This is a genomic window from Aquiflexum sp., assembly GCF_041751335.1.
Taxonomy (GTDB): domain Bacteria; phylum Bacteroidota; class Bacteroidia; order Cytophagales; family Cyclobacteriaceae; genus Aquiflexum.
Window position 1 is genome coordinate 25467 of record NZ_JBGSXS010000052.1, and the last position, 22331, is coordinate 47797.

Annotated in this window: 21 protein-coding genes; 15 read left to right on the forward strand and 6 right to left on the reverse strand. The window is 38.4% G+C overall.

Going from position 1 to position 22331, the window contains the following annotated elements:
* Window positions 1-42 precede the first annotated feature (42 nt).
* The 6 genes from ACEW8U_RS02995 to rsmI all read left to right on the forward strand — a co-directional run bounded on the left by ACEW8U_RS02995 (window position 43) and on the right by rsmI (window position 5030).
* Entirely contained in the window at window positions 43-261 is a 219-nt protein-coding gene (locus tag ACEW8U_RS02995; RefSeq protein ID WP_373520549.1) for a hypothetical protein, read from the forward strand.
* A complete protein-coding gene (locus ACEW8U_RS03000; RefSeq protein ID WP_373520550.1) occupies window positions 261-1547 on the forward strand; it encodes a hemolysin family protein in 1287 nt (428 codons plus the stop codon). The genes ACEW8U_RS02995 and ACEW8U_RS03000 overlap by 1 nt, the downstream gene beginning before the upstream one ends.
* A gap of 73 nt (window positions 1548-1620) precedes the next feature.
* The gene (locus ACEW8U_RS03005; RefSeq protein ID WP_373520551.1) at window positions 1621-3732 is read left to right on the forward strand and encodes a SurA N-terminal domain-containing protein; all 2112 of its coding nucleotides are present in this window, start codon (window positions 1621-1623) and stop codon (window positions 3730-3732) included.
* Between the two features lie 101 nt (window positions 3733-3833).
* On the forward strand, window positions 3834-4100 hold the full coding sequence (locus ACEW8U_RS03010; protein ID WP_373520552.1) for a DUF493 family protein: 267 nt from the start codon (window positions 3834-3836) through the stop codon (window positions 4098-4100).
* Window positions 4101-4111: 11 nt separating this feature from the next.
* The gene (locus ACEW8U_RS03015; RefSeq protein WP_373520553.1) at window positions 4112-4339 is read left to right on the forward strand and encodes a 4a-hydroxytetrahydrobiopterin dehydratase; all 228 of its coding nucleotides are present in this window, start codon (window positions 4112-4114) and stop codon (window positions 4337-4339) included.
* Window positions 4320-5030 (forward strand): 16S rRNA (cytidine(1402)-2'-O)-methyltransferase, encoded by a 711-nt coding sequence (gene rsmI, locus ACEW8U_RS03020; protein WP_373520554.1) that lies wholly within the window; start codon window positions 4320-4322, stop codon window positions 5028-5030. The genes ACEW8U_RS03015 and rsmI overlap by 20 nt, the downstream gene beginning before the upstream one ends.
* 28 nt (window positions 5031-5058) lie before the next feature.
* Here rsmI and ACEW8U_RS03025 read toward each other — a convergent pair whose 3' ends face one another.
* The 4 genes from ACEW8U_RS03025 to ACEW8U_RS03040 form a co-directional block, all read right to left on the reverse strand.
* Window positions 5059-6087, reverse strand: coding sequence for a hypothetical protein (locus tag ACEW8U_RS03025; protein WP_373520555.1), 1029 nt, complete (start codon window positions 6085-6087; stop codon window positions 5059-5061).
* Window positions 6084-6443: a hypothetical protein gene (locus ACEW8U_RS03030; protein WP_373520556.1), complete on the reverse strand. Its 360-nt coding sequence runs from the start codon at window positions 6441-6443 to the stop codon at window positions 6084-6086. Before ACEW8U_RS03030 ends, ACEW8U_RS03025 begins: the two co-directional genes overlap by 4 nt.
* Window positions 6421-7563 carry a DUF4221 family protein gene (locus ACEW8U_RS03035; protein WP_373520557.1) on the reverse strand — a complete coding sequence of 381 codons (1143 nt, stop codon included), beginning with the start codon at window positions 7561-7563 and terminating at the stop codon, window positions 6421-6423. The genes ACEW8U_RS03030 and ACEW8U_RS03035 overlap by 23 nt, the downstream gene beginning before the upstream one ends.
* 77 nt (window positions 7564-7640) lie before the next feature.
* The gene (locus ACEW8U_RS03040; RefSeq protein WP_373520558.1) at window positions 7641-7847 is read right to left on the reverse strand and encodes a hypothetical protein; all 207 of its coding nucleotides are present in this window, start codon (window positions 7845-7847) and stop codon (window positions 7641-7643) included.
* Between the two features lie 383 nt (window positions 7848-8230).
* On the opposite strand from ACEW8U_RS03040, the gene ACEW8U_RS03045 reads away from it, so the two are divergent.
* A complete protein-coding gene (locus ACEW8U_RS03045; RefSeq protein ID WP_373520559.1) occupies window positions 8231-9028 on the forward strand; it encodes an inositol monophosphatase family protein in 798 nt (265 codons plus the stop codon).
* A 64-nt stretch (window positions 9029-9092) separates the two neighbouring features.
* Window positions 9093-12083, forward strand: coding sequence for an AsmA-like C-terminal region-containing protein (locus ACEW8U_RS03050; RefSeq protein ID WP_373520560.1), 2991 nt, complete (start codon window positions 9093-9095; stop codon window positions 12081-12083).
* A gap of 30 nt (window positions 12084-12113) precedes the next feature.
* Here the strand turns inward: ACEW8U_RS03050 and ACEW8U_RS03055 are convergent, their stop codons facing one another.
* Window positions 12114-13019 carry an AEC family transporter gene (locus ACEW8U_RS03055; RefSeq protein ID WP_373520561.1) on the reverse strand — a complete coding sequence of 302 codons (906 nt, stop codon included), beginning with the start codon at window positions 13017-13019 and terminating at the stop codon, window positions 12114-12116.
* Window positions 13020-13178: 159 nt separating this feature from the next.
* Between ACEW8U_RS03055 and ACEW8U_RS03060 the strand changes: the two genes are divergently transcribed.
* Window positions 13179-13409, forward strand: a complete 231-nt coding sequence (locus ACEW8U_RS03060; RefSeq protein WP_373520562.1) for a hypothetical protein — start codon at window positions 13179-13181, stop codon at window positions 13407-13409.
* Here ACEW8U_RS03060 and ACEW8U_RS03065 read toward each other — a convergent pair.
* Window positions 13406-13780: a UDP-glucuronosyltransferase gene (locus ACEW8U_RS03065; protein ID WP_373520563.1), complete on the reverse strand. Its 375-nt coding sequence runs from the start codon at window positions 13778-13780 to the stop codon at window positions 13406-13408. The genes ACEW8U_RS03060 and ACEW8U_RS03065 overlap by 4 nt on opposite strands.
* 146 nt (window positions 13781-13926) lie before the next feature.
* Between ACEW8U_RS03065 and ACEW8U_RS03070 the strand changes: the two genes are divergently transcribed.
* The 6 genes from ACEW8U_RS03070 to ACEW8U_RS03095 all read left to right on the forward strand — a co-directional run bounded on the left by ACEW8U_RS03070 (window position 13927) and on the right by ACEW8U_RS03095 (window position 21925).
* A complete protein-coding gene (locus ACEW8U_RS03070; RefSeq protein ID WP_373520564.1) occupies window positions 13927-14292 on the forward strand; it encodes a hypothetical protein in 366 nt (121 codons plus the stop codon).
* A gap of 72 nt (window positions 14293-14364) precedes the next feature.
* Entirely contained in the window at window positions 14365-16632 is a 2268-nt protein-coding gene (locus ACEW8U_RS03075; RefSeq protein ID WP_373520565.1) for a TonB-dependent receptor, read from the forward strand.
* A 187-nt stretch (window positions 16633-16819) separates the two neighbouring features.
* Complete coding sequence (gene glyA / locus ACEW8U_RS03080; RefSeq protein WP_373520566.1) at window positions 16820-18088, forward strand: serine hydroxymethyltransferase; 1269 nt, start codon at window positions 16820-16822, stop codon at window positions 18086-18088.
* Between the two features lie 14 nt (window positions 18089-18102).
* Window positions 18103-18963: a twin-arginine translocase subunit TatC gene (gene tatC, locus ACEW8U_RS03085; RefSeq protein WP_373520567.1), complete on the forward strand. Its 861-nt coding sequence runs from the start codon at window positions 18103-18105 to the stop codon at window positions 18961-18963.
* The gene (gene rpiB / locus ACEW8U_RS03090) at window positions 18956-19393 is read left to right on the forward strand and encodes a ribose 5-phosphate isomerase B (RefSeq protein ID WP_373520568.1); all 438 of its coding nucleotides are present in this window, start codon (window positions 18956-18958) and stop codon (window positions 19391-19393) included. The genes tatC and rpiB overlap by 8 nt, the downstream gene beginning before the upstream one ends.
* A 168-nt stretch (window positions 19394-19561) precedes the next feature.
* Complete coding sequence (locus ACEW8U_RS03095) at window positions 19562-21925, forward strand: ABC transporter permease (RefSeq protein WP_373520569.1); 2364 nt, start codon at window positions 19562-19564, stop codon at window positions 21923-21925.
* The last annotated feature ends 406 nt before the right edge of the window (window positions 21926-22331 follow it).

Here is a 22331-nt window from a genome sequence, read left to right on the forward strand (position 1 = left end):
TTTGATATTATTTTGGGGATTTGACTGGAAATGAAAAATTAAATGAAATTAGCGGATATTATATTACTGTCGCTTTCGGCAGCTATGGTTATTATTGGGACACACCTGACGATTACCGTAGGATTGACCACTTCATATCCTGTATTCATGTTTGCGGTTGCATTGCTGTTCTGGTACCGATATAGGAAAAATGACCAATTGGTCAAAGAAAAAAATCAATCAGAAAAGAAGACATTCGAGAATCGTAAAAGAAGAAATTAATGGAAAGCCAATATCTCATTTACGTTATCATCACGCTTCTTTTTTCGGGATTATTCTCAGGTCTTGAAATAGCTTTTATATCGGCTAACAGGCTACACATTGAGCTACAAAGCAAACAAGGAATGCTTTCGGGTAGGATATTGTCAAATTTTGTCAAAAGCCCAGGGCAATTTATAGGCACCACCCTAATTGGCAATACCATAGCCTTAGTTCTTTACGGGATTTTTATGGCTAACTTGCTGGAACCTTGGATAAGGGATTGGCTTCCAGATGGAATAGATAATCAACTTTGGGTATTGACAATTCAGACTGTTATTTCGACCTTAATCGTATTGGTAACTGCTGAGTTCCTTCCAAAAAGTATTTTTATGCTAAATCCAAACAGCCTGCTTTCAGCTTTTTCAGTTCCGTTTCAGGTCATTTATATTCTAATGTATCCTATTGTTTGGTTGGTGGTGGGGCTTTCAAGGTTTTTTATTACCAGGGTTTTAGGCTTAGAATACAGCGAAGACAAACCTGTTTTTAAAATCACAGACCTGAACAGTTTTATACAAAATAACATGCATCATAGCCGTCAGGATGTGAAGGTGGAGGTGGATTCCAAAATATTTGACAATGCGGTGGAATTCAAGACCATCAAGGTAAGGGAATGTATGGTGCCTCGCACAGATATAGCCGCTGTTGATATTGAAGACAGCATGGATGATTTGAAGCAAGTATTTGCTGAAAGTGGCCATTCAAAAATCATCGTTTTTAAAGATACTATTGATGATGTTATAGGATATTGCCACCAATTGGAGCTTTTCAAGAAACCAAAGAAAATATCAGATATCCTTACCCCAATCATTATTGTTCCCGAATCCGCTCTTGCCAATGAACTGCTGATTCAATTTATCAAAGAAAGAAAAAGCCTGGCACTGGTAGTTGATGAGTTCGGAGGGACAAGTGGGATAGTAAGTATGGAAGATATCATTGAGGAAATTTTTGGAGAGATTCAAGATGAGTATGACAATGATGATTTGATAGAGCAAAAATTGTCTGAAAATGAATATTTGCTCAGTGCCAGACATGAAATTGATTATTTAAATGAAAAATATGGATGGGAAATTCCTTATGGTGATTTTGAAACTTTGGCAGGTTTTATCCTATCATTGACAGAAGATATTCCCCAAAAAGGTGAATCTATTACATTTGAGAGCTATACGTTTGTTGTAGTTTCAAAACTCGACCACCGCTTGGAGACTGTCAAAATCAAAATCCATCATGGTGCAGAATCATCCAAGTAATTTATTGACACAGATATAATTTTGAATTTACACGCAGATTGAATTATTTTGCGGCACTTCAACAAACAGGAGAATGGCTTTAATTAAAAAAATCAGACAGAGAACAGGTCTTGCAATTGGTGTAATTGCAGTGGGATTAATATTTTTCCTCGTAGGAGGTGACATTTTAAGTCCTAACTCAACCCTTTTGGGTGGTGGATCAAACACCGTAGGTGAGATTGCAGGTGAAAGTATTTCCTATGAGGAATACATCCGAAAAATCGAGGAAACAAAATTTTCATTCCAACAGAATACAGGTAGAACTCCTTCCGAACCTGAAATGAATTCCATCCGTGAACAGGCTTGGAGAGCATTGATAGTGGACAAGGTATTTGCCGAACAATATGATGCTCTTGGCTTGACCGTTTCAGATGCTGAATTGGTAGATCTTGTTCAGGGAAAGAATATCATTGCAGAATTGAGACAACAGCTTACCAATCCTGAAACAGGAGAATTTGACAGAACTCAATTGGTATCCTTTTTACAATCTCTTGACGAAGGTGGTCCAGAGCAAAGGGCTTATTGGGCACAGCAGGAAAGGATGTTTGCAGATGCTAGATTGAGGATCAAATATGATAACCTATTGTCTACTTCCGAATTTGCCACTTCAGCCGAGGGAAGATTGGAACACAAAATGGCAAACTCCGTAGCAGACGTAGACCATTTATTCATTCCTTTTTATGCCATCGCTGATACTTCGGTTAATGTTTCGGATAGTGAATTGAATAGCTATATCACCAAAAACAAAGAAAAGTATAAGGTTTCTAATGCTGTAGATTTGGATTATATCAGTTTCAACTTACATCCTAGCAGTGAGGACTCAGCAGCGGTTATCAGCGAAATAAGAAAACTCACTGAAGAATTGAAAGAAAGCACAACCGATTCTGTTTTTGTAGTTAGAAATTCAGAAGGTGTACGTCCATTTGCTTCTTTTGGCCCAGGTGATGCTTTACCGGAAACCTTGACCTCCAATGTGGATGATTTTGAGGTTGGAGGAACATACGGTCCTTTCCTGACCGGAAGTTCAACCTACATTACTCATAAAGTTTCCTCAAAATTCGACGGCACTCCGAAAATGAGAGCAGCACATATTCTTTTTGGTGCCCAAGGACTTGAAGGTGAAGCCAAGGAGGAAGTCAGAAGAAATGCTCAAGATGTATTAAAAGAAATCCAAGGAGGCCTTAATTTTGCTTCCGCTGCTGCCCAATACGGACAGGATGGTACTGCCCAAAGAGGCGGTGACCTCGGATGGTTTGCCAAAGCAGATTTTGTGGAGGAATTTGCCGAAGTGTCTTTTATAGCAAAAAATACAGGATTGATCCCTATACTCGTAGAAACAGAATATGGTTTCCATATCATCAGTGTTACTGACCTTCCTCAAACTGAGACTTACAAAATTGCTTCCATTGAATTGGAATTGGGTCCCAGTGACGCTACCAGAAATGATGTTTTCCGTAAGGCGGATTTCTTTGCTGCCAATACTGGCAACAACAAGGAATTTGCTGCGAATGCAGAGAAAGAAGGTTACAGGATTATTCAAGCAAATAATGTGGATGCATTTGCCAGAAACCTCAACAATCTTCAAAATGCCAGGGAAGTAATCAGATGGGCATTCAATGATGCTTCTGAAGGAAAAGTTTCAGAAGTATTTGAATTGGACAACGCCTACATTGTGGCTACACTTAAAAAGAAATATGAAGAAGGAACGGCTTCTCTAGATCAAGTGAGGCAGGAGGTATTGACACAAGTAAGGAACGAGAAGAAGGCTGAAATGATCAAAGAAAAAATAAAAGATAAAAGTACGCTTGAAGAAATGCAATCCGTATTTTCAGATGAGGCTTCTTTGGCTAATACTGCAGACCTTAGAATGAGTGCTTCAGTTCTTCCTGGTGTAGGCTTTGCACCGAAGGCAGTCGGTGCAGCATTCAGCCTGAAAAATTCAGGGGATATTAGTAAGCCAATCCATGAAGATGTGGGAATTATTGTACTGAAGTTGAATTCCATTACGCCTGCTGCTGAAATCGCAGATTATAACAGCTACCAAAGACAATTAACCATGAATGCATCCCAAAGAACAGGGTACATGATTATGATGGCTTTGGAAGATCTTGCCAATGTAAAAGATTACAGGTATAAGTTTTTCTAAAATACCTAAAGCAAAAAAAACCCGTGGAACGATTCACGGGTTTTTTTATGCCTAAGGATTTTATTTTTTAAGTCTGGTGTTTAACCTTTAAATTAGTAGAAATGAAACACGAGTTTAACAGAGCTTCATTTAAGGAAAAACTTGAAGCCCAAAATTCTTTTCCCAGCTTATATATGTTTAAGTTTATAGTTCCTAATGGAAGAGAGACAGAGGTGGCAGCATTATTGCCCAACAATAAAATGACCTTGAAAACTTCTTCAAAAGGCAAATACGTTTCGGCAACCATCAAAGCCTTAATGCCTAATAGTGATGCAATTCTTGATATATATGAAAAAGCTGCAAAAATCGAAGGAGTGATTTCATTATAAAACAAAAAACTATGTGGACAGAAGAAAACAACAAACTGAAGAAAGAATTTAAATTCAAGGATTTCCAAGAAGCTTTTGCCTTTATGACCAGGGTAGCATTTCTGGCAGAAGCACAAGGCCATCATCCAAATTGGAGCAATGTCTACAATACTGTGACCATTGAATTGACTACCCACGATGCTGGAAATAAAGTGACCAAAAAAGACAAGGACCTTGCAAGTGCCATTGACAAAATCTGAAAAGTCTGAGGAAAGTGCTGTGCAACTTTACTTGGTTCCCACACCTATTGGCAACTTGAAGGATATTACCTTCAGGGCGATTGAAGTTTTGAAATCAGTTGATGTGATTCTCGCGGAGGATACACGCACCACAGGCAAGCTTCTGAAACATTATGAAATACAACGGCCATTGCAGAGTTACCATATTTTCAATGAACACAAGACAGTCGAAAAACTGATTGAACGGTTAAAAAAGGGAGAGGTGATGGCCTTGGTCAGTGATGCAGGTACCCCGGCGGTTTCAGACCCGGGTTTTTTATTGGTACGGGCTGCCAAAAATGCAGGCATTGAGGTGAACTGCCTGCCCGGTGCAACCGCATTTGTTCCCGCCCTAGTCAATTCCGGTTTACCAAATGACCGATTTACCTTTGAAGGATTTCTTCCACATAAGAAGGGCAGGAAAACAAGGATTGAGGCATTGTTGGAAGAACCCCGGACGATGATATTTTATGAATCTCCACATCGATTGATGAAGACCCTCGAGCAGTTTGCAGAAGCATTTGGAAAAGAGAGAATGGCAAGTGTTTCCAGGGAATTGACAAAAATTTATGAAGAAAATGTCAGAGGGACAATGGAAGAGCTGATTGAGTATTATAAGGAAAATCCAATTAAAGGCGAAATAGTGATTGTAGTGCAGGGGATTGGGAAGTAGTTGGCAGTGGTCAGTGTTCAGTGTTCAATCAATCTATCACTTTCGTAAGCGGAACAACTTCAACAAACTGCATGCTGTCTTTTTCAAAATACCTAAACAAATGATTGTTGGGGCCAAAATGAATGGGGATCTGTTCAGTTTTAATGACGGTTGCTGGATGCCCATCTTCTAATGAACAACTCACCAATAACCTGTCCACAATCTTTCTACCTTGATTTTGGGCAATGATTAAAAGGAGGGAGTTTTTAAATAATGAAAAATCCACTAATCTTGTGAATTCCTGCAAATCTATTTCTGATTTGTTGAATTCTTCAGCAGATGCATATCTCTTGGTTTCTGTAAAATTATAATTGAAATCTGAGGGAGTGGTGAAATTATTTTTGGATAAAAGTTTACCATTTTTGTCTAAGGTAATTAATTCTTTATGGTAAGGATCTAATAGTTTAAGGTTTTGCTCAAAAAATTTTAACTTTAAAAATTCAGCGACGGGATTGTCTAAAAAGATCTCATATAAAAGTTTTGAGGTTTGATTCTTAATGTCATATCGATAAATCTTTGCATGATTTAAAGCCTCAGCTCCATAGGTATTAAAAACCAGATACTCATTATTAAACTTTGTAACGTCTGCGAGAAATTCATTGGAAGAGATATCTATGGAAAGTTTTTTGATGGTATGTGGCTGATCGGTTGTTAAAATGTGGAATTCGTTTGGGAATGTTTTTAAAATAATAAGATTTTCTTCGTCATATGGTTCTGTTTTTAAAACATACTGCCCTTTTATCTGAAAGCCTCCGTAGGTTTCAATAAGGTTTGCAACTTGAATGATAGATTCCAATCCATTGTTTCCATAAATATCCAATTGAGTTCGGTAATTATGGAGAACAAAGAATTTTTCCTTTTTATAAACAATATTCAATTCATGAAAATTACGGACATTTTCAATTTTGATACTATTTTTAAATTCCCATTCACTACTAATTTCACCTGAACAAGAGGCAAAAAACATAAGCATGAATGGTGTGAATAAAATCCAACTGGAGGTCTTATTGTATTTCATTCGGAGGCTGTTTTGTTTTGGATGTACAAACTGCTTTTTTCAACATATTTCTCAAAATATCTTGCACTATCCCAAAGAAAATTAAGTTCGTTCTCACTTCCGAAAAGGTTGGCCTTTTTTTTAGAATTTGAAAGGATAATAACCAAGTTGGAAGAATCATTCATGCTGAAATTCAATTTTTCCCCACTCTCTGAAAAACATGAATTGCATCTGTCAAGGTCGATTACTGCAAATTGAGATACTGAACTGACTGCTTTTTCAAGTTCTATATTATGGTGATTTACTTTTTCTGAACAAGCTAGAACCACCAAAAAGGCAAGTATTGCTGTCTTTCTATTGAATGTTGAATACATCATATACAATTTCGTCTTCATTTAACCCTTCATAACTTGGGTGAATTTTTGGTAAATAGATGCCATCAGGTCCCATAAAGAGAACCCTTGGATCATACGTTCCGGATTTAAACTCAGTAGAACCCAGAAATTCTCCATCAAGAGTATGTGTTAGGATTTCGAAATTCTTGTTTAAATAAGGGTCGATTGTACTTAAGTTGAAGGTTGGAGATGGAATTATAGGAAGATAGCGTATCCTATGTAAGACATTATTATCATTGTCAAACAAGATTTTACCATAGACATAGCTTTCAGCCATCATTTTCGGCCAATATTCCTTATAAGAATTTTTTGGTACCGGTTCTGGATTTGTTGCAATCACTCCATTCAGTGCTATTGGTTTTGATTGGTTTAAAACACCGTCTTTTCCTAAGATATGATAAACACTATCAGATAGGTTCCAAGAGAAATACCATTCTTCTTTATCTATTTTTATTCTTGAGAAAGTTTCATTCACCCATCTGTTATTATGAAAAGACTTAGGTTTTTTAATATATGGATAAGAAGTGAAATCACCTGACTTTATGTTAAGGCTATGTTCGTATGTGAAATCATGATTTTCTATGCTTTCATCAGTCATTTGAAAAACAGTAAAATGCAACTCATCTTCAATTAAAATTGTGGGCATAAGGGGTGTTCCTACATGATTGATTAAGCCGTCTATGTCACTTTTAAATTCATTATGTTGGATTCTGTCTATAACATTTCCGTTAATATCGACGATAAGAGAATTGTTCAATTGGAATTGACGAAATAAGAATATGGAATCTTGATTGTGATAATGGAAAGTATTAAGCCTTTCGAGACCATTAAGTCCTTCTCTTTCCACATGAATCCTTCTCTTTAGCTTTTCTTCCGATAAGCTGTAGATGTCCACCGAATAATTTACCTGATTCAGTACTAACAATGAATCCCCTACCACCTGATAGATAAAAAATTCATAGGTGGATTTTTCATCCAAAGGCAATTGCACCGATTTGATTTTGGGTAAAAATTGCTTGCCTAAGTTTTGGGACTTGTCGGAAAACTCACAGGAATTTAGAAATACTACTAGGAAAAAACAGGGTATATTTAATGTTTTCATATCCAATGCCTAAAATATAATTTGAAACAAAATCAACTTGCAATTTGAATTTTGCAAGTTGATTTTTAATGAAAAAATCATTGTTGTGGACCCCCACCGCAGATAATTTGATTTCCGCAATCTGAACCTGAACCCATACAAGCTCCAGGATTGCCAGCGACTTTTGCAAAACTGCAAATCATACAGCCAATTGAATCATCGTGCCTGCAAGAACTCTCTCCTGAAAATGAAACACCTGCTGACAACATAATTGTCATTAAAGTTAATTTAAAGAACTTTTTCATAATTATTTGGTTTTATTTAAAGATATAGTTTCAGAAAAGTAAAAAAAAAAAAACAACTATGTCAAGAGTTTGATATTTTTTTTTAAATTTTTCACAAAATTCTAATTATAAGAATATTAACAAGATATTTCATTCAAGAGTCAACAACCGTTTTGTTTCGGCGTTGGGAAGAATGTCTCCTGATATGTTTATCAAGAAATAGGTACATTCACAGGGCCAAACAAAAGCCTCAGAATCCAGATGTAATCTCTGCAATATTCAAAGTGCACATTTACCAAAAGTAGTCATTGGATTTCAGGCATGGTCAGACTACCCACTAAGACTTCCTTTTAAAGTCAGTAAACTTTAAAATTATTATTCTAACTGTAAAAACTATCTCGTAAATGATTGATTTATTAAAGGTACTGAACCAAACCAAGGTAGTGGCTGAGGAAGCCGGAGCTTTTATCCGAAAAGAGAGACAATTCTTTGATGTCAAAAATGTGGAACAAAAAGGGCTAAATGACCTAGTTTCCTATGTGGACAAGCAGGCAGAGATGATGATTGTGGAAAAACTCTCAGAAATTCTCCCCGAAGCAGACTTTATAACTGAAGAAGGTACCGGTCAGACAAACGGCAAGGCTTATACATGGATCATTGACCCACTTGATGGCACAACCAATTTTATTCATGGGCTGCCTATTTTTTCAGTTAGCATTGCTTTGAGACATTTGGATGAAATTGTAATCGGGGTTGTTTATGAAATCAACTTTCATGAGTGTTTTTATGCCATGAAAGATCACGGTGCTTTTTGTAATGGAAAGCCAATTATGGTGAGCAGCGCAAAAAGTCTCAGCGAAAGTCTGATTGCCACTGGTTTTCCCTATAGTGCCTTTTCTCAGATTGATGTCTATTTAGATGTCTTAAAAGAATTGATGAAGAAATGTCATGGAGTCAGGAGACTGGGAAGTGCTGCGATAGATTTATGTTATGTTGCCTGTGGACGGGCAGACGGGTTTTTTGAATATGACCTCAAGCCATACGATGTTGCTGCGGGGGCTTTGATCGTCATGGAAGCCGGCGGGGCGGTTAATGATTTTAGCCAAGGAGATAATTACATCTTTGGAAAAGAAATACTTGCTTCAAATGGATATATCCAATTGGAATTTGACTTACTCCTTCAGGAATATTGGCGTGTATAATGCATGTTCTAAATCCTATTTATATTGAATACGTTATTGTATTGATTGATTTTAGAAAAACGAAATGAAAAAGATACTGATTATAAGTTTAGCGGTTTTTGTGGTATTGATAGCAGTAGCTGTTTCATTGCCGTTTATTTTCAAAGATAAAATCGCCGAAAAAATTGACAGGGAAATATCCGAATCTGTCAATGCCCAGGTTTACTATGACTTCAACAATATCAGCCTGAGTATTTTCAAGCGTTTTCCACATATATCTGCCACTATCAAGGAATTTGGTGTGGTCGGAAACCCTCCTTTTCAAAATGATACACTTATTCATATGGATATGCTTCAAGTGGACTTCAATCTTAGGTCCATTCTTTTTGGAGATAACCCTTCATTGACAGGGATACATTTGGATGGGGGCAGTTTATATGTCAAAGTTCTGGAAGACGGAACTGCCAATTATGACATTACTTTTCCTTCAGAAGAGGAAGCTCCTGCCGAGAGTAATTTTCAGATTGGAATTGATTTGATTGAAGTCAATGATTTTGATGTGATTTATGATGACCGACAGTTGCAGTATTTTATGGCTTTGGGCAAAATCAACATGGTGGGACAGGGGGACTTCACTATGGATGTCTATGAACTCCCGGTCAAAATGGAAGCCTTGATAGCAGATATTACCTATGAGGGGACTAATTATCTCCGCAACAAACAGTTTAAAGGGGAAACCCTAATGAACATAGATATGAATCAAATGAAATTTGAATTTGGTGATGGAGAGTTTGCTGTGAATGATTTTCTTTTTGATTTTGGTGGATTGATAGCCATGCCCGCTGACGACATAGGGTTTGACCTGGCTTTTGCCGGCAAAGACAATACTTTCAAAAGTGTTCTTTCCCTTGTACCCGGAATTTATTCTGATAATTTTTCAAATCTTAGAACTTCAGGTTCGATGGATTTTAATGGGGTTTTTAAGGGAATTTATAATGAAACCAGTTTTCCTTCATTCGATATTTCATTGAAAGTCTCTGAAGGGATGTTCCAGTATCCTGATTTGCCAAAACCTGTGAATAATGTCAACGTGGATATGCAGGTGAAGAACACGACAAATAACTTGGACAATACTTCAGTAAACATTCCAACTTTTAGTTTGGATTTTGGCAGTAATCCCATTTCCGGAAGGTTCTATTTGGCGGATCTAATTTCTTATGAAATGGATGGAGCGTTGATAGGAAAAGTTAATTTGGAAGAGATGACTTCTATTTTCCCAATTGAGGGTATGACATTAAAGGGAATATTTGATGTCAACGCACAGGCAAAAGGTAAATATGATTCAGTAGCCCAGATCATTCCAAGTATTGATGCCAAAATGACCCTGACCAATGGATATGTCCAAAGTGCTGACTATCCTGCTCCTATTGAAAAGCTGAATGTCAATGCGAGCATCATTAATCCAAGTGGCAAAATGAACGACTTTTTGGTTGATTTGAGTCAGTTTGGATTTGAACTCGAGGATGAAGCCATCAATGGTAGGCTAAGGATCAATGATTTTTCACTATTGAATTGGGATGGTGCTTTAAATGGTACTGTGGACTTAGGGAAAATGCTGGCCATATTCCCAATGGAAAATATCATAATGGAAGGAAAGATCTTCGCTGACCTGCAGACGAAAGGTTCCTATAAAGATGTAGAAGAAGGCAGGTACAACCGACTTGATACAAGGGGAAAAGCTTCTATTTCTGATTTTTATTTTACCTCATTGGATCTTCCGCAGGGAATCAGGATAAATAGATCTGATGCTGATTTTTCTCCAGATAGGATTAATCTGACCCAATTTGATGCGAGAGTTGGGGGAAGTCCTTTGCAGGCCACCGGTTTCTTATCCAACTACATAAATTATATTCTTAAAGACGAGGAAGTCTTGAAAGGTCAATTAAGCCTTAATTCCAGTAAGTTTAATGTCAATGAATGGATGTCTGGATCCGAAAGTACAGAAAGTGAAGCTCTGACCATAATTGAATTGCCAACAAATATTGATTTCAATATGTCAGTAGCTGCTGCGGAGGTTTTATATGACAATTTGATTCTCAAAGAAGTCAAAGGGAATATGGCTTTGAAAGATGGGAAGTTGAGTTTCAGGGATGCATCAATGAATACATTGGGAGGACAGGTAATCATGAACGGCACCTATGATCCCACAGACCTTACTGCACCCAAATTTGACTTTAGTCTTAATCTTGCCAACTTGAATATTCCTCAAGCATTTGAGGCATTCAATACAGTAAAGGCTTTTGCACCTATAGCGCAGCATCTTACCGGTAATTTTAACACCAATATCAATTTCTCCGGAATCTTAGGACAGGATATGATGCCCTTACTTTCATCTTTGGATGGTAAAGGTTTACTCAAGGTAACAGAGGCAGCTCTTCAAAACAGTACTTTGCTTCAAGGAATTACCAGCCTGACCAAATTGAATGACACCAATACCTTACAATTCAAGAATTTGAACATTCCCATTGAAATCAGCAATGGGTTTATGGCTGTAAGGCCATTTGATGTCAAGTTGTGGGATTATCAGGCCAATATTCAGGGGAGTACCGGATTTGATGGCAGTATTAATTATCTGATTAATATGCAGGTTCCGGCCGGTAAATTTGGGTCGCAGGCCAATGCATTATTGGCTACAATATCCGGTGCTCAGATGAATGAATCTACGCTTATTCCAATTGCGATCAATTTGGGCGGTACTTATAACAGTCCAAAAATCGGACTGGCAGGTGGAAATAGTATAGAAAACCTGTTGACCAATGCCCTGCAATCTAGGGTGGCAAGCGAAAAAGAAAATTTGCAGGATCAGGTTACCCAACAATTCAAGGCGACAGAAGACAGTCTAAAAAGAGAAGTTACCCTCAAGGCGGAAATGATTCAGGATAGTTTGAAAAGAGAGGCTGAGAAAAAAGTTTCCGAGACCAAAGACAAGGCGGTAGATGAAGCTAAAAACTTACTGAAAGGAGTTTTGGGCCGACCTAAACCCTCCAAGCCTGATACCACTAAAATAAATAATTGATTATTGAAGACCCACCTAGCGTGGGTTTTTTTAAGCTAGGATAAAATACCAGATACCAATTGTCAGAAATGATAACGGAATTCCAACTCCTACCATTAAGGAAGCTAGCTTGGGTTCTAGGTGATGAGTGATCGCGATGATAGAGCCTGTAATCATGGGCGCCATTGCAGCTTCAATGACCGAGACCTGCAGCATCAATCCATCTAGCTTAAAAATAAATTTGAACAGAATTAGAATGGTCAAGGGGATAAAAAGTAGTTTGTAGCCAAGCCCAAACCAAAGAAATTTGGATTTATATGCATCAGGGCTGATTTTGACCTGTAATCCAACTGCTGTGAGCGCAACAGGTGTTAGGGTTGCTGCGATCATTCTGAGCAATGTTTCCATATTCCCCGAAATTTCAAATCCACTTATATTCATAGCAATGGCAATCAGAAAAAAAAGGAATGGTGGAAAGGTCAAAATCTTTTTGGTGATATCCCTTTTCCTCTTTTTTTCCACACTATAGATAGATGCTACAATTACTGCAATACTGCTGACAATAATAAAAGATCCAGCCTGATCAATCAGGAGTGCAACCTTCACACCTTCATCCCCATACAATGCCTGGACAATTGGAAAACCCACAAAGGAAGTATTAGCCAGACCTGAGGTAATCACCAAACATCCTGTGATGGAATTTCCCCATTTTAGCTTTTTCCCCAAAATTCCGAATATCAACCAAGAAAGTCCAAAACTTATCCAGGCCGAAGCGACCGGAAGGGCCAATTCGGGGACGAGTTCTATTTTTGGTAGATACAATAAAGCAAGAGCTGGGAGTACTACATAAATGAGGTACCTATTTAGATTATGGGCCAAATTGTCCGGTAAAAACCGAAAACGTTGGAAAACAATCCCCAGACATAAGAATATAACAATCAGAAAAATATTAAACATAAAAGAAGTTATTGGGGATCATGGGAAATAAGCAATGGATATGGGGGTCCTTTCTTGGTCATGGAGTATGTATGTTTTCCAATATTAACAGAACGGTAATTAATTATTAATCAAATCTTTGATGAATAAGCTTTCATTTGTAAAATAAACAATATCATTATGACCAAATTAATACCATTGATTGTAGAAGGAAAAAAAATCGTTCAACTTTCCCAACTCACCATAGACCAAGCCAATGATCTCAGAAGTTGGCTACCTGCCAACAGTCTTCAAAGACTTAGGATTCAAGGCATGGAAATCAACGACTGCATTTCCTTTGAGACATATGACTATTGGTTCAAAACCCATCATGTATTGTCCAGAGCTTATGAAACCATTTTGGATTTTTAGGAAAGTCCATAAAACTTACGTTTGTCCAAAAAGTATTTTTTCAATTCAGGATAAAATAGGCTCTCAGCTTGTGGGATTCCTGAAAGCGTAAATGCGATATTTCCCTGAGAAAATTCCTGCTCGGGCTCCAAGGTTTCAATCATCATGATAAGCTCTTGAAGGGAAAGCGATTCTTTGGTTTTTTCAGGATTTAATTTCAGATCGTTACCATAGAAATCCACAGCTTCGTAATAGATTAAGCCATCCATCACATTTGCGTAGATACAGATTTCTTCACCCCATTGACTTTCAGGATAAATCAATTTAACCAACAATGCATTTGGCAATTGCCCATCAAAATAGCTTTGGGGCTTAAAATCATAATTTATCATACTTAAAATTAGGAATAATTTATGATCATTTAATTTTTAGACAGAGCTAAAATATATTTTTGATTCCAAATAAAAATAAAAAAGGGGAGTCTAACTTAACAATGTTTATTATCTTCGTGTTGTCTTTGAGATAATTGTAGGAATCCTTGTACCAATTAAGAAAAATATTGCCCCTTTTCAGTCACTTGAGCTTGGCATTGATGCTAAGTATCTTGACTAATGGCGTATTATTTTTTCATACCCATGAATTGGAAAATGGAAAGATAATTACTCATGCTCATCCTATTTTGACGGAAGAGCAAGAGGAACTTCCCGACCATGGGCATACTGAGATGGAATTGATCATTTTGGATCTTATTGCTCACGCAGATTATTTTGTTTACCACTTTGATTTGGAAATCCCAGCGAATGAAGCCATCAATCAGAATTTCATTTCAGGATTTATTTCGCATGAATTTTTTACAACAATCCTAATCGGATTTGACCATCGCGGACCGCCGGTCTTTGCCTGATAAATCACTTTTCCCTGATCCACTAAGATTGGGATATTTTCAGTTTCAACAATTTCAATTATAATTTCAGCGATGCGTACAATACTTACGCTTGCTTTAACCCTTTTTTATTTAGGGTTATTGGCAGCACAGGATATATCAATTAATGGCAGGGTAGTGGATAAATCGACCAATATTCCTTTGCCTGGGGTTTCGGTTTTTATTGCCGAATTGAATAGGGGGGTAGTTACTGACTTGGATGGCAATTTTAAAATCTCTGAGCTGCCCGATAGAAATATTACACTTAAATTTTCTTTTGTTGGTTATTCGACCATCATTCAATCCATGAAGGCAGGCTCTTCTTCCCGGACATTGGTAATACAGCTTGAAGAAGCTTTTACCAATATCGATGAAGTTGTGGTTTCAGGAGCTTATGTGATGAGTAAAGAGAGTTCTCCGATCAGCATTGAAAAGGTTGATTTGGTTGATATTTTAAAAATGCCTTCACCAAGTTTAATGACTGCTTTGACAAGGACTCCCGGAGTCAATGAAATCTCACTAGGCCCGGGTATCAGTAAGCCTGTGATCAGAGGTCTTTCTTTTAGTAGGGTTTTGTCGGTCTATCAAGGAGGACGATTTGAAAATCAGCAGTGGGGAGCAGACCATGGATTGGGACTCACTGAAACCGGAATTGGAAATGTGGAACTGATAAAAGGTCCGGCATCCCTAATTTATGGCTCTGGGGCCATGGCAGGTGTAGTCAACCTTATAGAAGAAAAAGATGCCATCAAAGGAGAGGTCGAAGGATATTTGAATCTTAGGGGATACAGTAATAATCTTGGATTGAGATCAGAGTTGGGTATAAAGGGAGCATCTGAAAATGGGTTTGTTTGGTCGATCAATGGAGCGGGAGAATCACATGCTGATTACAAGGATGGTGACGGAAGAACCATGGGAAACACCCGATTCAATACACAAAACTTTAAAGGTGGTGTGGGTCTTCAGAAGAAATGGGGCGATACCAGATTAAGATATACCTACCTTAAACAAAAGCTTGGCATTCTCGATGAAACCGATATTGAGGGGTTGGCAACTTACAGAGGTGATAGGTCATCCCAGGTACCTTTCCAAAATGTCACAGACCACTTTCTCTCTTCTGAAACAAATGTTTTTCTTGGGGAAGACAAGCTAAAAGCCACTTTTGGACTTCATAAAAATCTTCGGGAAGAAATTGAAACCGGTGAGGAATTTGTAGATCTGGGTTTGAACCAAAGTAACATCATGTATGATGTGAAATATTTTAAATCATTGAATCCAAGTCTTGAGGCTATTTTTGGCGTACAGGGTTTTTATCTTCAAACTATCAATTATGATGATGCTTTGGAGTTTTTGATCCCTGATGCCAAAAAGGACGATCGTTCCATCTATGGTCTATTGAATTACAATAAAGACAATTGGGTAGTTCAAGGAGGAGTAAGGTATGATTACCGAAAAGTAAATGTGGATGCAAGCTCACCTCATTTTGTTGATTTTGGATTTATACTTCCCGGAGAGCCTGAAAACAGGCAGCTGGAAAGAACTTTTGATGGTGTAACCACCTCAGGCGGTGCGACTTTCAGGCCTAATTCTCATTGGAGATTCAGGTTGAACATAGCCCAAGGTTTCAGAGCCCCAGATCTTGCGGAGCTTTTTTCCAATGGTGTTCACCCAGGAACCAGAAGATTTGAAAAAGGTAATGCTGAATTTCAGCGGGAACAAAATATTCAAACCGATTTTGGAATCAGGTATAGAACCAATAATTTCTCGATATCGGGAGAGGTGTTTTATAATGACATCAATAATTATATTTTCTTTGCTCCAACAGGTGAGATGCAGGAAGATCTTGATATTTGGTCTTTTGAACAATCTGATGCAAGACTTTATGGTGGGGAATTAGAGTTTGATTTCCATCCTTCAGCGGCAAAATGGTTCCAGGCTTCTACCTCCTATTCCATGGTGATTGGGCAAAGAACAGAAGATTGGACATATTTACCCTATATTCCTGCTTATAGGTGGAATCAATCAGTCGATTTCAGATCCAAGGATATCGGAATTATCCAAAAACCATACCTGAGCGTGCTTGGGTCATTGATTTTCAATCAAGATAAAGCAGCACCATTGGAAGAGGCCACGCCAGGATATTTCTTGTTGGGGATGAACATAGGCGGAAATCTAAAGGTGGGAAACACTTTATTGGATGTATATGTAAGTGGAACAAATATCCTGAATAAAACCTATTTGGATCATTTATCGCTATTCAGGCCATTTGGGGTTAATCAGATGGGCAGAAATGTGGCATTGAATGTGAGAGTTCCATTTTAAATCGATAGAATAACTTAATAGGGATATTTTTATGCCCTTTTCTGGATTCCGAAAACTCTATTTATAAGAGAAATCAAGTTTAAATTTTATTCAAGGAGGGGGTTTTATTTGCCCCCTTTTTGTCTTTATACAATTGGATAATCCATCGATTAAAACTAATTTTGGGCCACTTATTAAAATACACCCCATGAAAAGAGATCAGACCATTTTTGACCTTATTGGAAAAGAAGAAAACCGTCAAAAAACAGGAATTGAATTGATTGCATCCGAGAACTTTACCAGCAAACAGGTAATGGAGGCAGCAGGAAGTGTATTGACCAATAAATATGCAGAAGGGCTCCCTGGCAAACGTTATTATGGCGGTTGTGAGGTGGTGGATGAGATTGAGCAGTTAGCAATAGACAGAGCTAAACAGCTTTTTGGAGCTACTTGGGCAAATGTTCAGCCGCATTCAGGTGCTCAAGCCAATGCAGCAGTTTTCTTGGCGGTCTTGAATGCCGGCGATCCTATTTTGGGTTTTGATCTTTCTCATGGAGGCCATTTGACTCATGGATCTCCAGTAAATTTTTCTGGAAAATTGTACAAGCCCCATTTCTATGGAGTGGAACAAGAAACCGGAGTCATCGATTATGACAAGGTGGAGGAAAAAGCACTTGAAGTAAAACCAAAGCTGTTGATTTGTGGCGCTTCTGCTTATAGCCGTGATTGGGATTATGAAAGGTTAAGAGATATAGCAGATCAGGTTGGGGCGATTCTATTGGCGGATATTTCTCATCCATCAGGATTGATCGCAAGAGGTCTATTGAATGACCCATTGGATTTTTGTCATATTGTGACCACTACCACCCACAAAACATTGAGAGGTCCAAGAGGAGGTCTGATTTTGATGCGGGAAGATTTTGATAATCCCTTTGGTCTGAAAACCCCAAAAGGTGAATTGAGAAAAATGTCTTCTCTCTTGGATTCAGGCGTATTCCCCGGAACGCAGGGCGGTCCATTGGAGCACATTATCGCAGCCAAGGCAATTGCTTTTCAAGAAGCACTTTCTAATGATTATATGAATTATGTGATTCAAGTGAAAAAGAATGCATCTGTAATGGCCGAAACTTTCGTAAGTTTAGGTTACAAGATCATTTCAGGAGGAACCGACAATCACATGATGCTTATAGACCTTAGAAATAAAGACCTGACGGGTAAAATAGCAGAAGAAACACTTGGAAAAGTAGATATTACCATCAATAAAAATATGGTCCCTTTTGATACCCGTTCGCCATTTGTCACTTCGGGAATGAGAGTTGGAACAGCTGCGGTTACTACCCGCGGTCTGAAAGAGGAGGACATGAAAAGAATTGTCCAATTGATAGATAAATCGCTCACCCATCACGATAAAGAGGCTTCATTGGCTCAGATCAAGGCTGAGGTAAATGAGTGGATGGTTAAATTCCCATTATATTAATTTCAAAAAAAGACGTGGCCTTAGATCAGTATAAAGAAGAAGAGGAAGAAGAAGGCATGTCCTTTTTGGACCATTTAGAACAATTGCGTTGGCATTTATTAAGGTCTGTTTCAGCTGTAATGATTTTTACGGTAGCAGCTTTTCTAGCTAAAGGTATTGTATTTGGCAAAATCATTCTTGGTCCCTCCAGAATTGATTTTTTTACATATAGGGTACTTTGTCAGGTTTCTGATTTTCTGTCTTTGCCGGCGCTCTGTATAGAACAGCTTCCTTTTACGATACAGAGTAGGCAGATGACTGGACAGTTTTCGATGCATATTACTTCCAGTGTGGTGGTAGGTCTGATAGCGTCATTTCCTTATTTATTTTGGGAAGTTTGGAAATTCATTGCCCCAGGTTTGTATTCCAAAGAAAGAATGGCAGCAAGAGGTGCAGTTTTCTTTGTCAGCTTATTGTTTTTTGCAGGCACCTTATTCGGGTATTATATCCTTGCACCGCTGTCCATTAATTTCCTATCCAACTATCAGTTGGACCCAAGTATTCTGAATGAATTTGATATCACCTCCTATGTAAGTACCCTTTCCATGTTGGTCTTGGCCTCTGCGATAATGTTTCAATTGCCGGTAGTGATTTATTTTCTATCTATGTCAGGATTGGTAACAGCAGCTATGCTCAAAGCATATCGAAGGCACTCCATAGTCGTGATTTTAATCTTGGCAGCAGTAATTACTCCACCTGATGTGATCAGTCAGATTTTGATTGCCATGCCGATTTTAGTACTTTATGAAGCAGGTATTCAGATTGCTAAGAGGCTTGAGAAGAAAAGAGCTGAAAAAGCATTGGAAGACGACCTCAAATATAAGGATGATGAGTAAAAAAATAGCCATAGGAGGAGATCATGCCGGTTTTCATTATAAAACCGAAATGATCAAAGTATTGGAAACTGAGGGATATGAAGTCAAAGATTTTGGTCCTTATTCCGGTGATTCAGCCGACTACCCTGATTTTGTACATCCTCTGTGTGACGCAATAGAAAAAGGGGAGTTCAAACAAGGGATCCTTATTTGTGGAAGTGGCAACGGTGTCGCCATCACTGCCAACAAGCATCAAGAGATCCGGGCAGCACTTTGTTGGACAGAAGATTTGGCTTCCTTGGCAAGACAACACAATGATGCGAATGTATTGGCATTGCCAGCTAGGTTTATACCTTTTGATTTAGCAGAAAAAATGACGATGATTTTCCTTACTACGGAATTTGAAGGTGGCAGACATGCTACCAGAGTGAGTAAAATCGCTTGTAAATAATCAATCCTCCCTATAAAAATGGGGAGGATTTTTTTGCCACCATCCCATCTGCGAACAATGATTGTTCGAAGGAGAACGTTTTTTTGAAGGAAGTTCCGAAATCAGGGCTTAAAGGAAGTTTATCTTTGGCATTACACTTGGATTTATAAGTCAAACTAATATTCTCCCATGATGGTCTTCCATGCACTAAGGACAGCTTTTCGAAACCTCCTCCGTCACAAAACAAATGCTGTAGTCAATATTCTCAGCCTTACCATTGGCCTGACTTCAGCTATATTTATCTTTTTGTGGGTCTTAGATGAATATGGTTTTGATAAATTCCATACTAATGACAAGGACCTGTATCAGGTAATGATCAACCATACTTTTCCGGATGGGCAGATCCACACCTATGGAGCCACTCCTGCGAAATTGAAGGAAGCAGTTCGCGCTGTAATTCCAGAGGTCAGCAATATTACCCAAACCAATATGTCCTCCACCCTATTGGTTCAACATGAAGAAGTTTCTTTTCAAGAAGAAGGGATTTATTCAGACAATGAATTTTTTACAATCTTTCATTTTCCTTTGGTCCATGGAGATCCGTCCAATCCTTTGCCGGATAACAATTCCATCGCCTTATCCCAAAAACTTGCTGAAAAATTATTTAAAGACACAGACCCGATCGGTAAAACCGTTCAGGTGGAACAGACACAGGAATTTATGGTCTCTGCAGTTTTTGCCGATATTCCAACAAATTCAAGTATTCAGGTTGAGTTTGTGGCACCGTTTGAAGTCCACTACCAAGAAAACCCATGGATGCAGGGATGGCAGACAGGAGGGACAAAAACCTTTTTGACTTTGGATCCAAAGGCTTCTTTGCCTGCCGTAAATCAAAAACTGGAAACGCTTATCAAAAGCAATTGCACTGAATGCACCACAAGTCCGTTTCTGTATGGCTTCAGCAAATTGTACCTCAACGGCAGGTTTGAAGGTGGCAAAAATGTCGGCGGAAGAATCGAACAGGTCATTTTGTTCTCCATTGTGGCATCCATTATCCTGCTGATGGCCTGCATCAATTTTATGAACCTGGCTACGGCAAGTGCTGCTAGCAGGAGTAAGGAAGTCAGTGTCAGAAAAATCATAGGAGCGAACAGGCTAGGTTTGGTGGTCCACTTTATGCTGGAGTCGCTGATCATCGCATTTTTAGGATTGTTATTGGCCAGGTCTCTGGTCCATACTTTACTTCCTTTCTTCAATACCATTACTTCCAAATCCATCCAACTGGATATTTTTGATCCTTTGTTTTTGGGAGGGGCGGTTGCGATTACCTTGGTTTGCGGCTTATTGGCCGGGATTTATCCTGCCATATTCCTTTCTTCTTTTAAGCCCATTTCCATTTTTCGCGGAAATGCAAGAAGTCTGCTGACTGGAAGTGGATTGAGAAAAACATTGGTTGTAATCCAATTTGCATCGGCGTTGGTTTTGGTGGTGGGAAGTATCATCATTTACCAACAAATCAAGTATATCAGTAACAAAGACTTGGGATTTGACAAGAGTCAGGTTTTGGTCATAAATCAGAATAAGGATCTGATTGCCAATACTGCTCCTTTCAAAAACGCCATGCTCCAATTGTCCAACGTGGAAAATATTGGTTTTGGTGGAAATGATATTTTTGTCATCCCGATTACCACTACCGAAATCGATTGGACAGGTAAACCCAATGATGCTTCCATCCATTTCAAGCTGTTCCGGGCCGATGAGGGTTTTATTCCGACCATGGGAATAGAAATGCTCCAAGGACGGAATTTTGTGGGAGTAAACCAGGACTCCCTCAGCTACATCATCAATCGCAGAGCGATGGAAATCATGGGAATTCCAGAGCATGAGGTGATCGGATCAGAATTGGGTGTTTGGGGTAATAAGGGTAGGATTGTCGGAGTGACTAAAGACTTTCACAACGATAACCTTAAGTTAGGCATAGAGCCTTTGGTATTCCTTTATTCGGAGAATCTCGGGGCACATTATTTTGTAAAAATAAATCAATCTGCATCCATGTCTGAATCATTGGCCGGGATTGAAAAAGTTTTCAAGGCACATAGTCCCGATTATCCTTTTGAGTTCACCTTTTTGGACGAACAATTTGAGCAACAATATAGATCAGATTTAGTGTTGGGTAAACTTTCTATGAGTTTTATGGTAATTTCAATTCTGATATCATGCTTGGGGCTGTTTGGTTTGGCAACATTCACCGCAGCTCGAAGAATAAAAGAACTTGGTATCCGTAAAGTAATGGGAGCGACTTCTCTTAATTTGGTACTTATGCTTTGTGGGGATTTCACCAAGTTGGTATTGATCAGTATCCTGATTGGCAGCCCAATTGCTTGGTATTTGGCGAAAGAATACCTTTCAGGATTTGCGTTTCATGTGGACATCAGTGGGATTACATTTTTACTTTCTGGTTTGGGATTGTTGGCCTTGGCACTCTTAACCGTAGGATTCCAGTCTTTAAAAGCCGCTTTGACTAATCCTGCGGATTCGTTGAGGAGTGAGTGAGGAATTTAGGGGGATTGTGTTTTGGTTAGGATATTTATTCAATGGAAATTCAAAAAATCAACGGCTGTTTTTCTGTTTTTTGAGGAAGGATTTTGGTCTATGCCTTGGTGGCATCAGCTAATACCAATAGAAAAATTATTCAAAAAAAGTTTAATTTTTTATAATTACTATACCTCCCAACTTTAATAATTTTAACAGATTAAAACTGTAAATGATCTTTAACAAAAAACCAATATGATGACAGAAGACAAGAATACACCGTCCCAACAAGGAAAATCAAACCCTTCTGATCCGGGTAAAGATAAGGCAAGCATAAAGGAGGGCTCCACAAAGGAGGAACTGAAAAAAGAGGATAAAGTAAAGAAGGAACATCTTGATGAAGATGGTGAGGTGCCATCCCATTTAG

Coding starts and splice junctions, on each gene's coding strand:
- ACEW8U_RS02995 (WP_373520549.1), top strand. CDS start 43: ATGAAATTAGCGGATATTATATTACTGTCGCTTTCGGCAGCTATGGTT.
- ACEW8U_RS03000 (WP_373520550.1), top strand. CDS start 261: ATGGAAAGCCAATATCTCATTTACGTTATCATCACGCTTCTTTTTTCG.
- ACEW8U_RS03005 (WP_373520551.1), top strand. CDS start 1,621: ATGGCTTTAATTAAAAAAATCAGACAGAGAACAGGTCTTGCAATTGGT.
- ACEW8U_RS03010 (WP_373520552.1), top strand. CDS start 3,834: ATGAAACACGAGTTTAACAGAGCTTCATTTAAGGAAAAACTTGAAGCC.
- ACEW8U_RS03015 (WP_373520553.1), top strand. CDS start 4,112: ATGTGGACAGAAGAAAACAACAAACTGAAGAAAGAATTTAAATTCAAG.
- ACEW8U_RS03025 (WP_373520555.1), bottom strand. CDS start 6,087: ATGAAATACAATAAGACCTCCAGTTGGATTTTATTCACACCATTCATG.
- ACEW8U_RS03030 (WP_373520556.1), bottom strand. CDS start 6,443: ATGATGTATTCAACATTCAATAGAAAGACAGCAATACTTGCCTTTTTG.
- ACEW8U_RS03035 (WP_373520557.1), bottom strand. CDS start 7,563: ATGAAAACATTAAATATACCCTGTTTTTTCCTAGTAGTATTTCTAAAT.
- ACEW8U_RS03040 (WP_373520558.1), bottom strand. CDS start 7,847: ATGAAAAAGTTCTTTAAATTAACTTTAATGACAATTATGTTGTCAGCA.
- ACEW8U_RS03045 (WP_373520559.1), top strand. CDS start 8,231: ATGATTGATTTATTAAAGGTACTGAACCAAACCAAGGTAGTGGCTGAG.
- ACEW8U_RS03050 (WP_373520560.1), top strand. CDS start 9,093: ATGAAAAAGATACTGATTATAAGTTTAGCGGTTTTTGTGGTATTGATA.
- ACEW8U_RS03055 (WP_373520561.1), bottom strand. CDS start 13,019: ATGTTTAATATTTTTCTGATTGTTATATTCTTATGTCTGGGGATTGTT.
- ACEW8U_RS03060 (WP_373520562.1), top strand. CDS start 13,179: ATGACCAAATTAATACCATTGATTGTAGAAGGAAAAAAAATCGTTCAA.
- ACEW8U_RS03065 (WP_373520563.1), bottom strand. CDS start 13,780: ATGATAAATTATGATTTTAAGCCCCAAAGCTATTTTGATGGGCAATTG.
- ACEW8U_RS03075 (WP_373520565.1), top strand. CDS start 14,365: ATGCGTACAATACTTACGCTTGCTTTAACCCTTTTTTATTTAGGGTTA.
- glyA (WP_373520566.1), top strand. CDS start 16,820: ATGAAAAGAGATCAGACCATTTTTGACCTTATTGGAAAAGAAGAAAAC.
- rpiB (WP_373520568.1), top strand. CDS start 18,956: ATGAGTAAAAAAATAGCCATAGGAGGAGATCATGCCGGTTTTCATTAT.
- ACEW8U_RS03095 (WP_373520569.1), top strand. CDS start 19,562: ATGATGGTCTTCCATGCACTAAGGACAGCTTTTCGAAACCTCCTCCGT.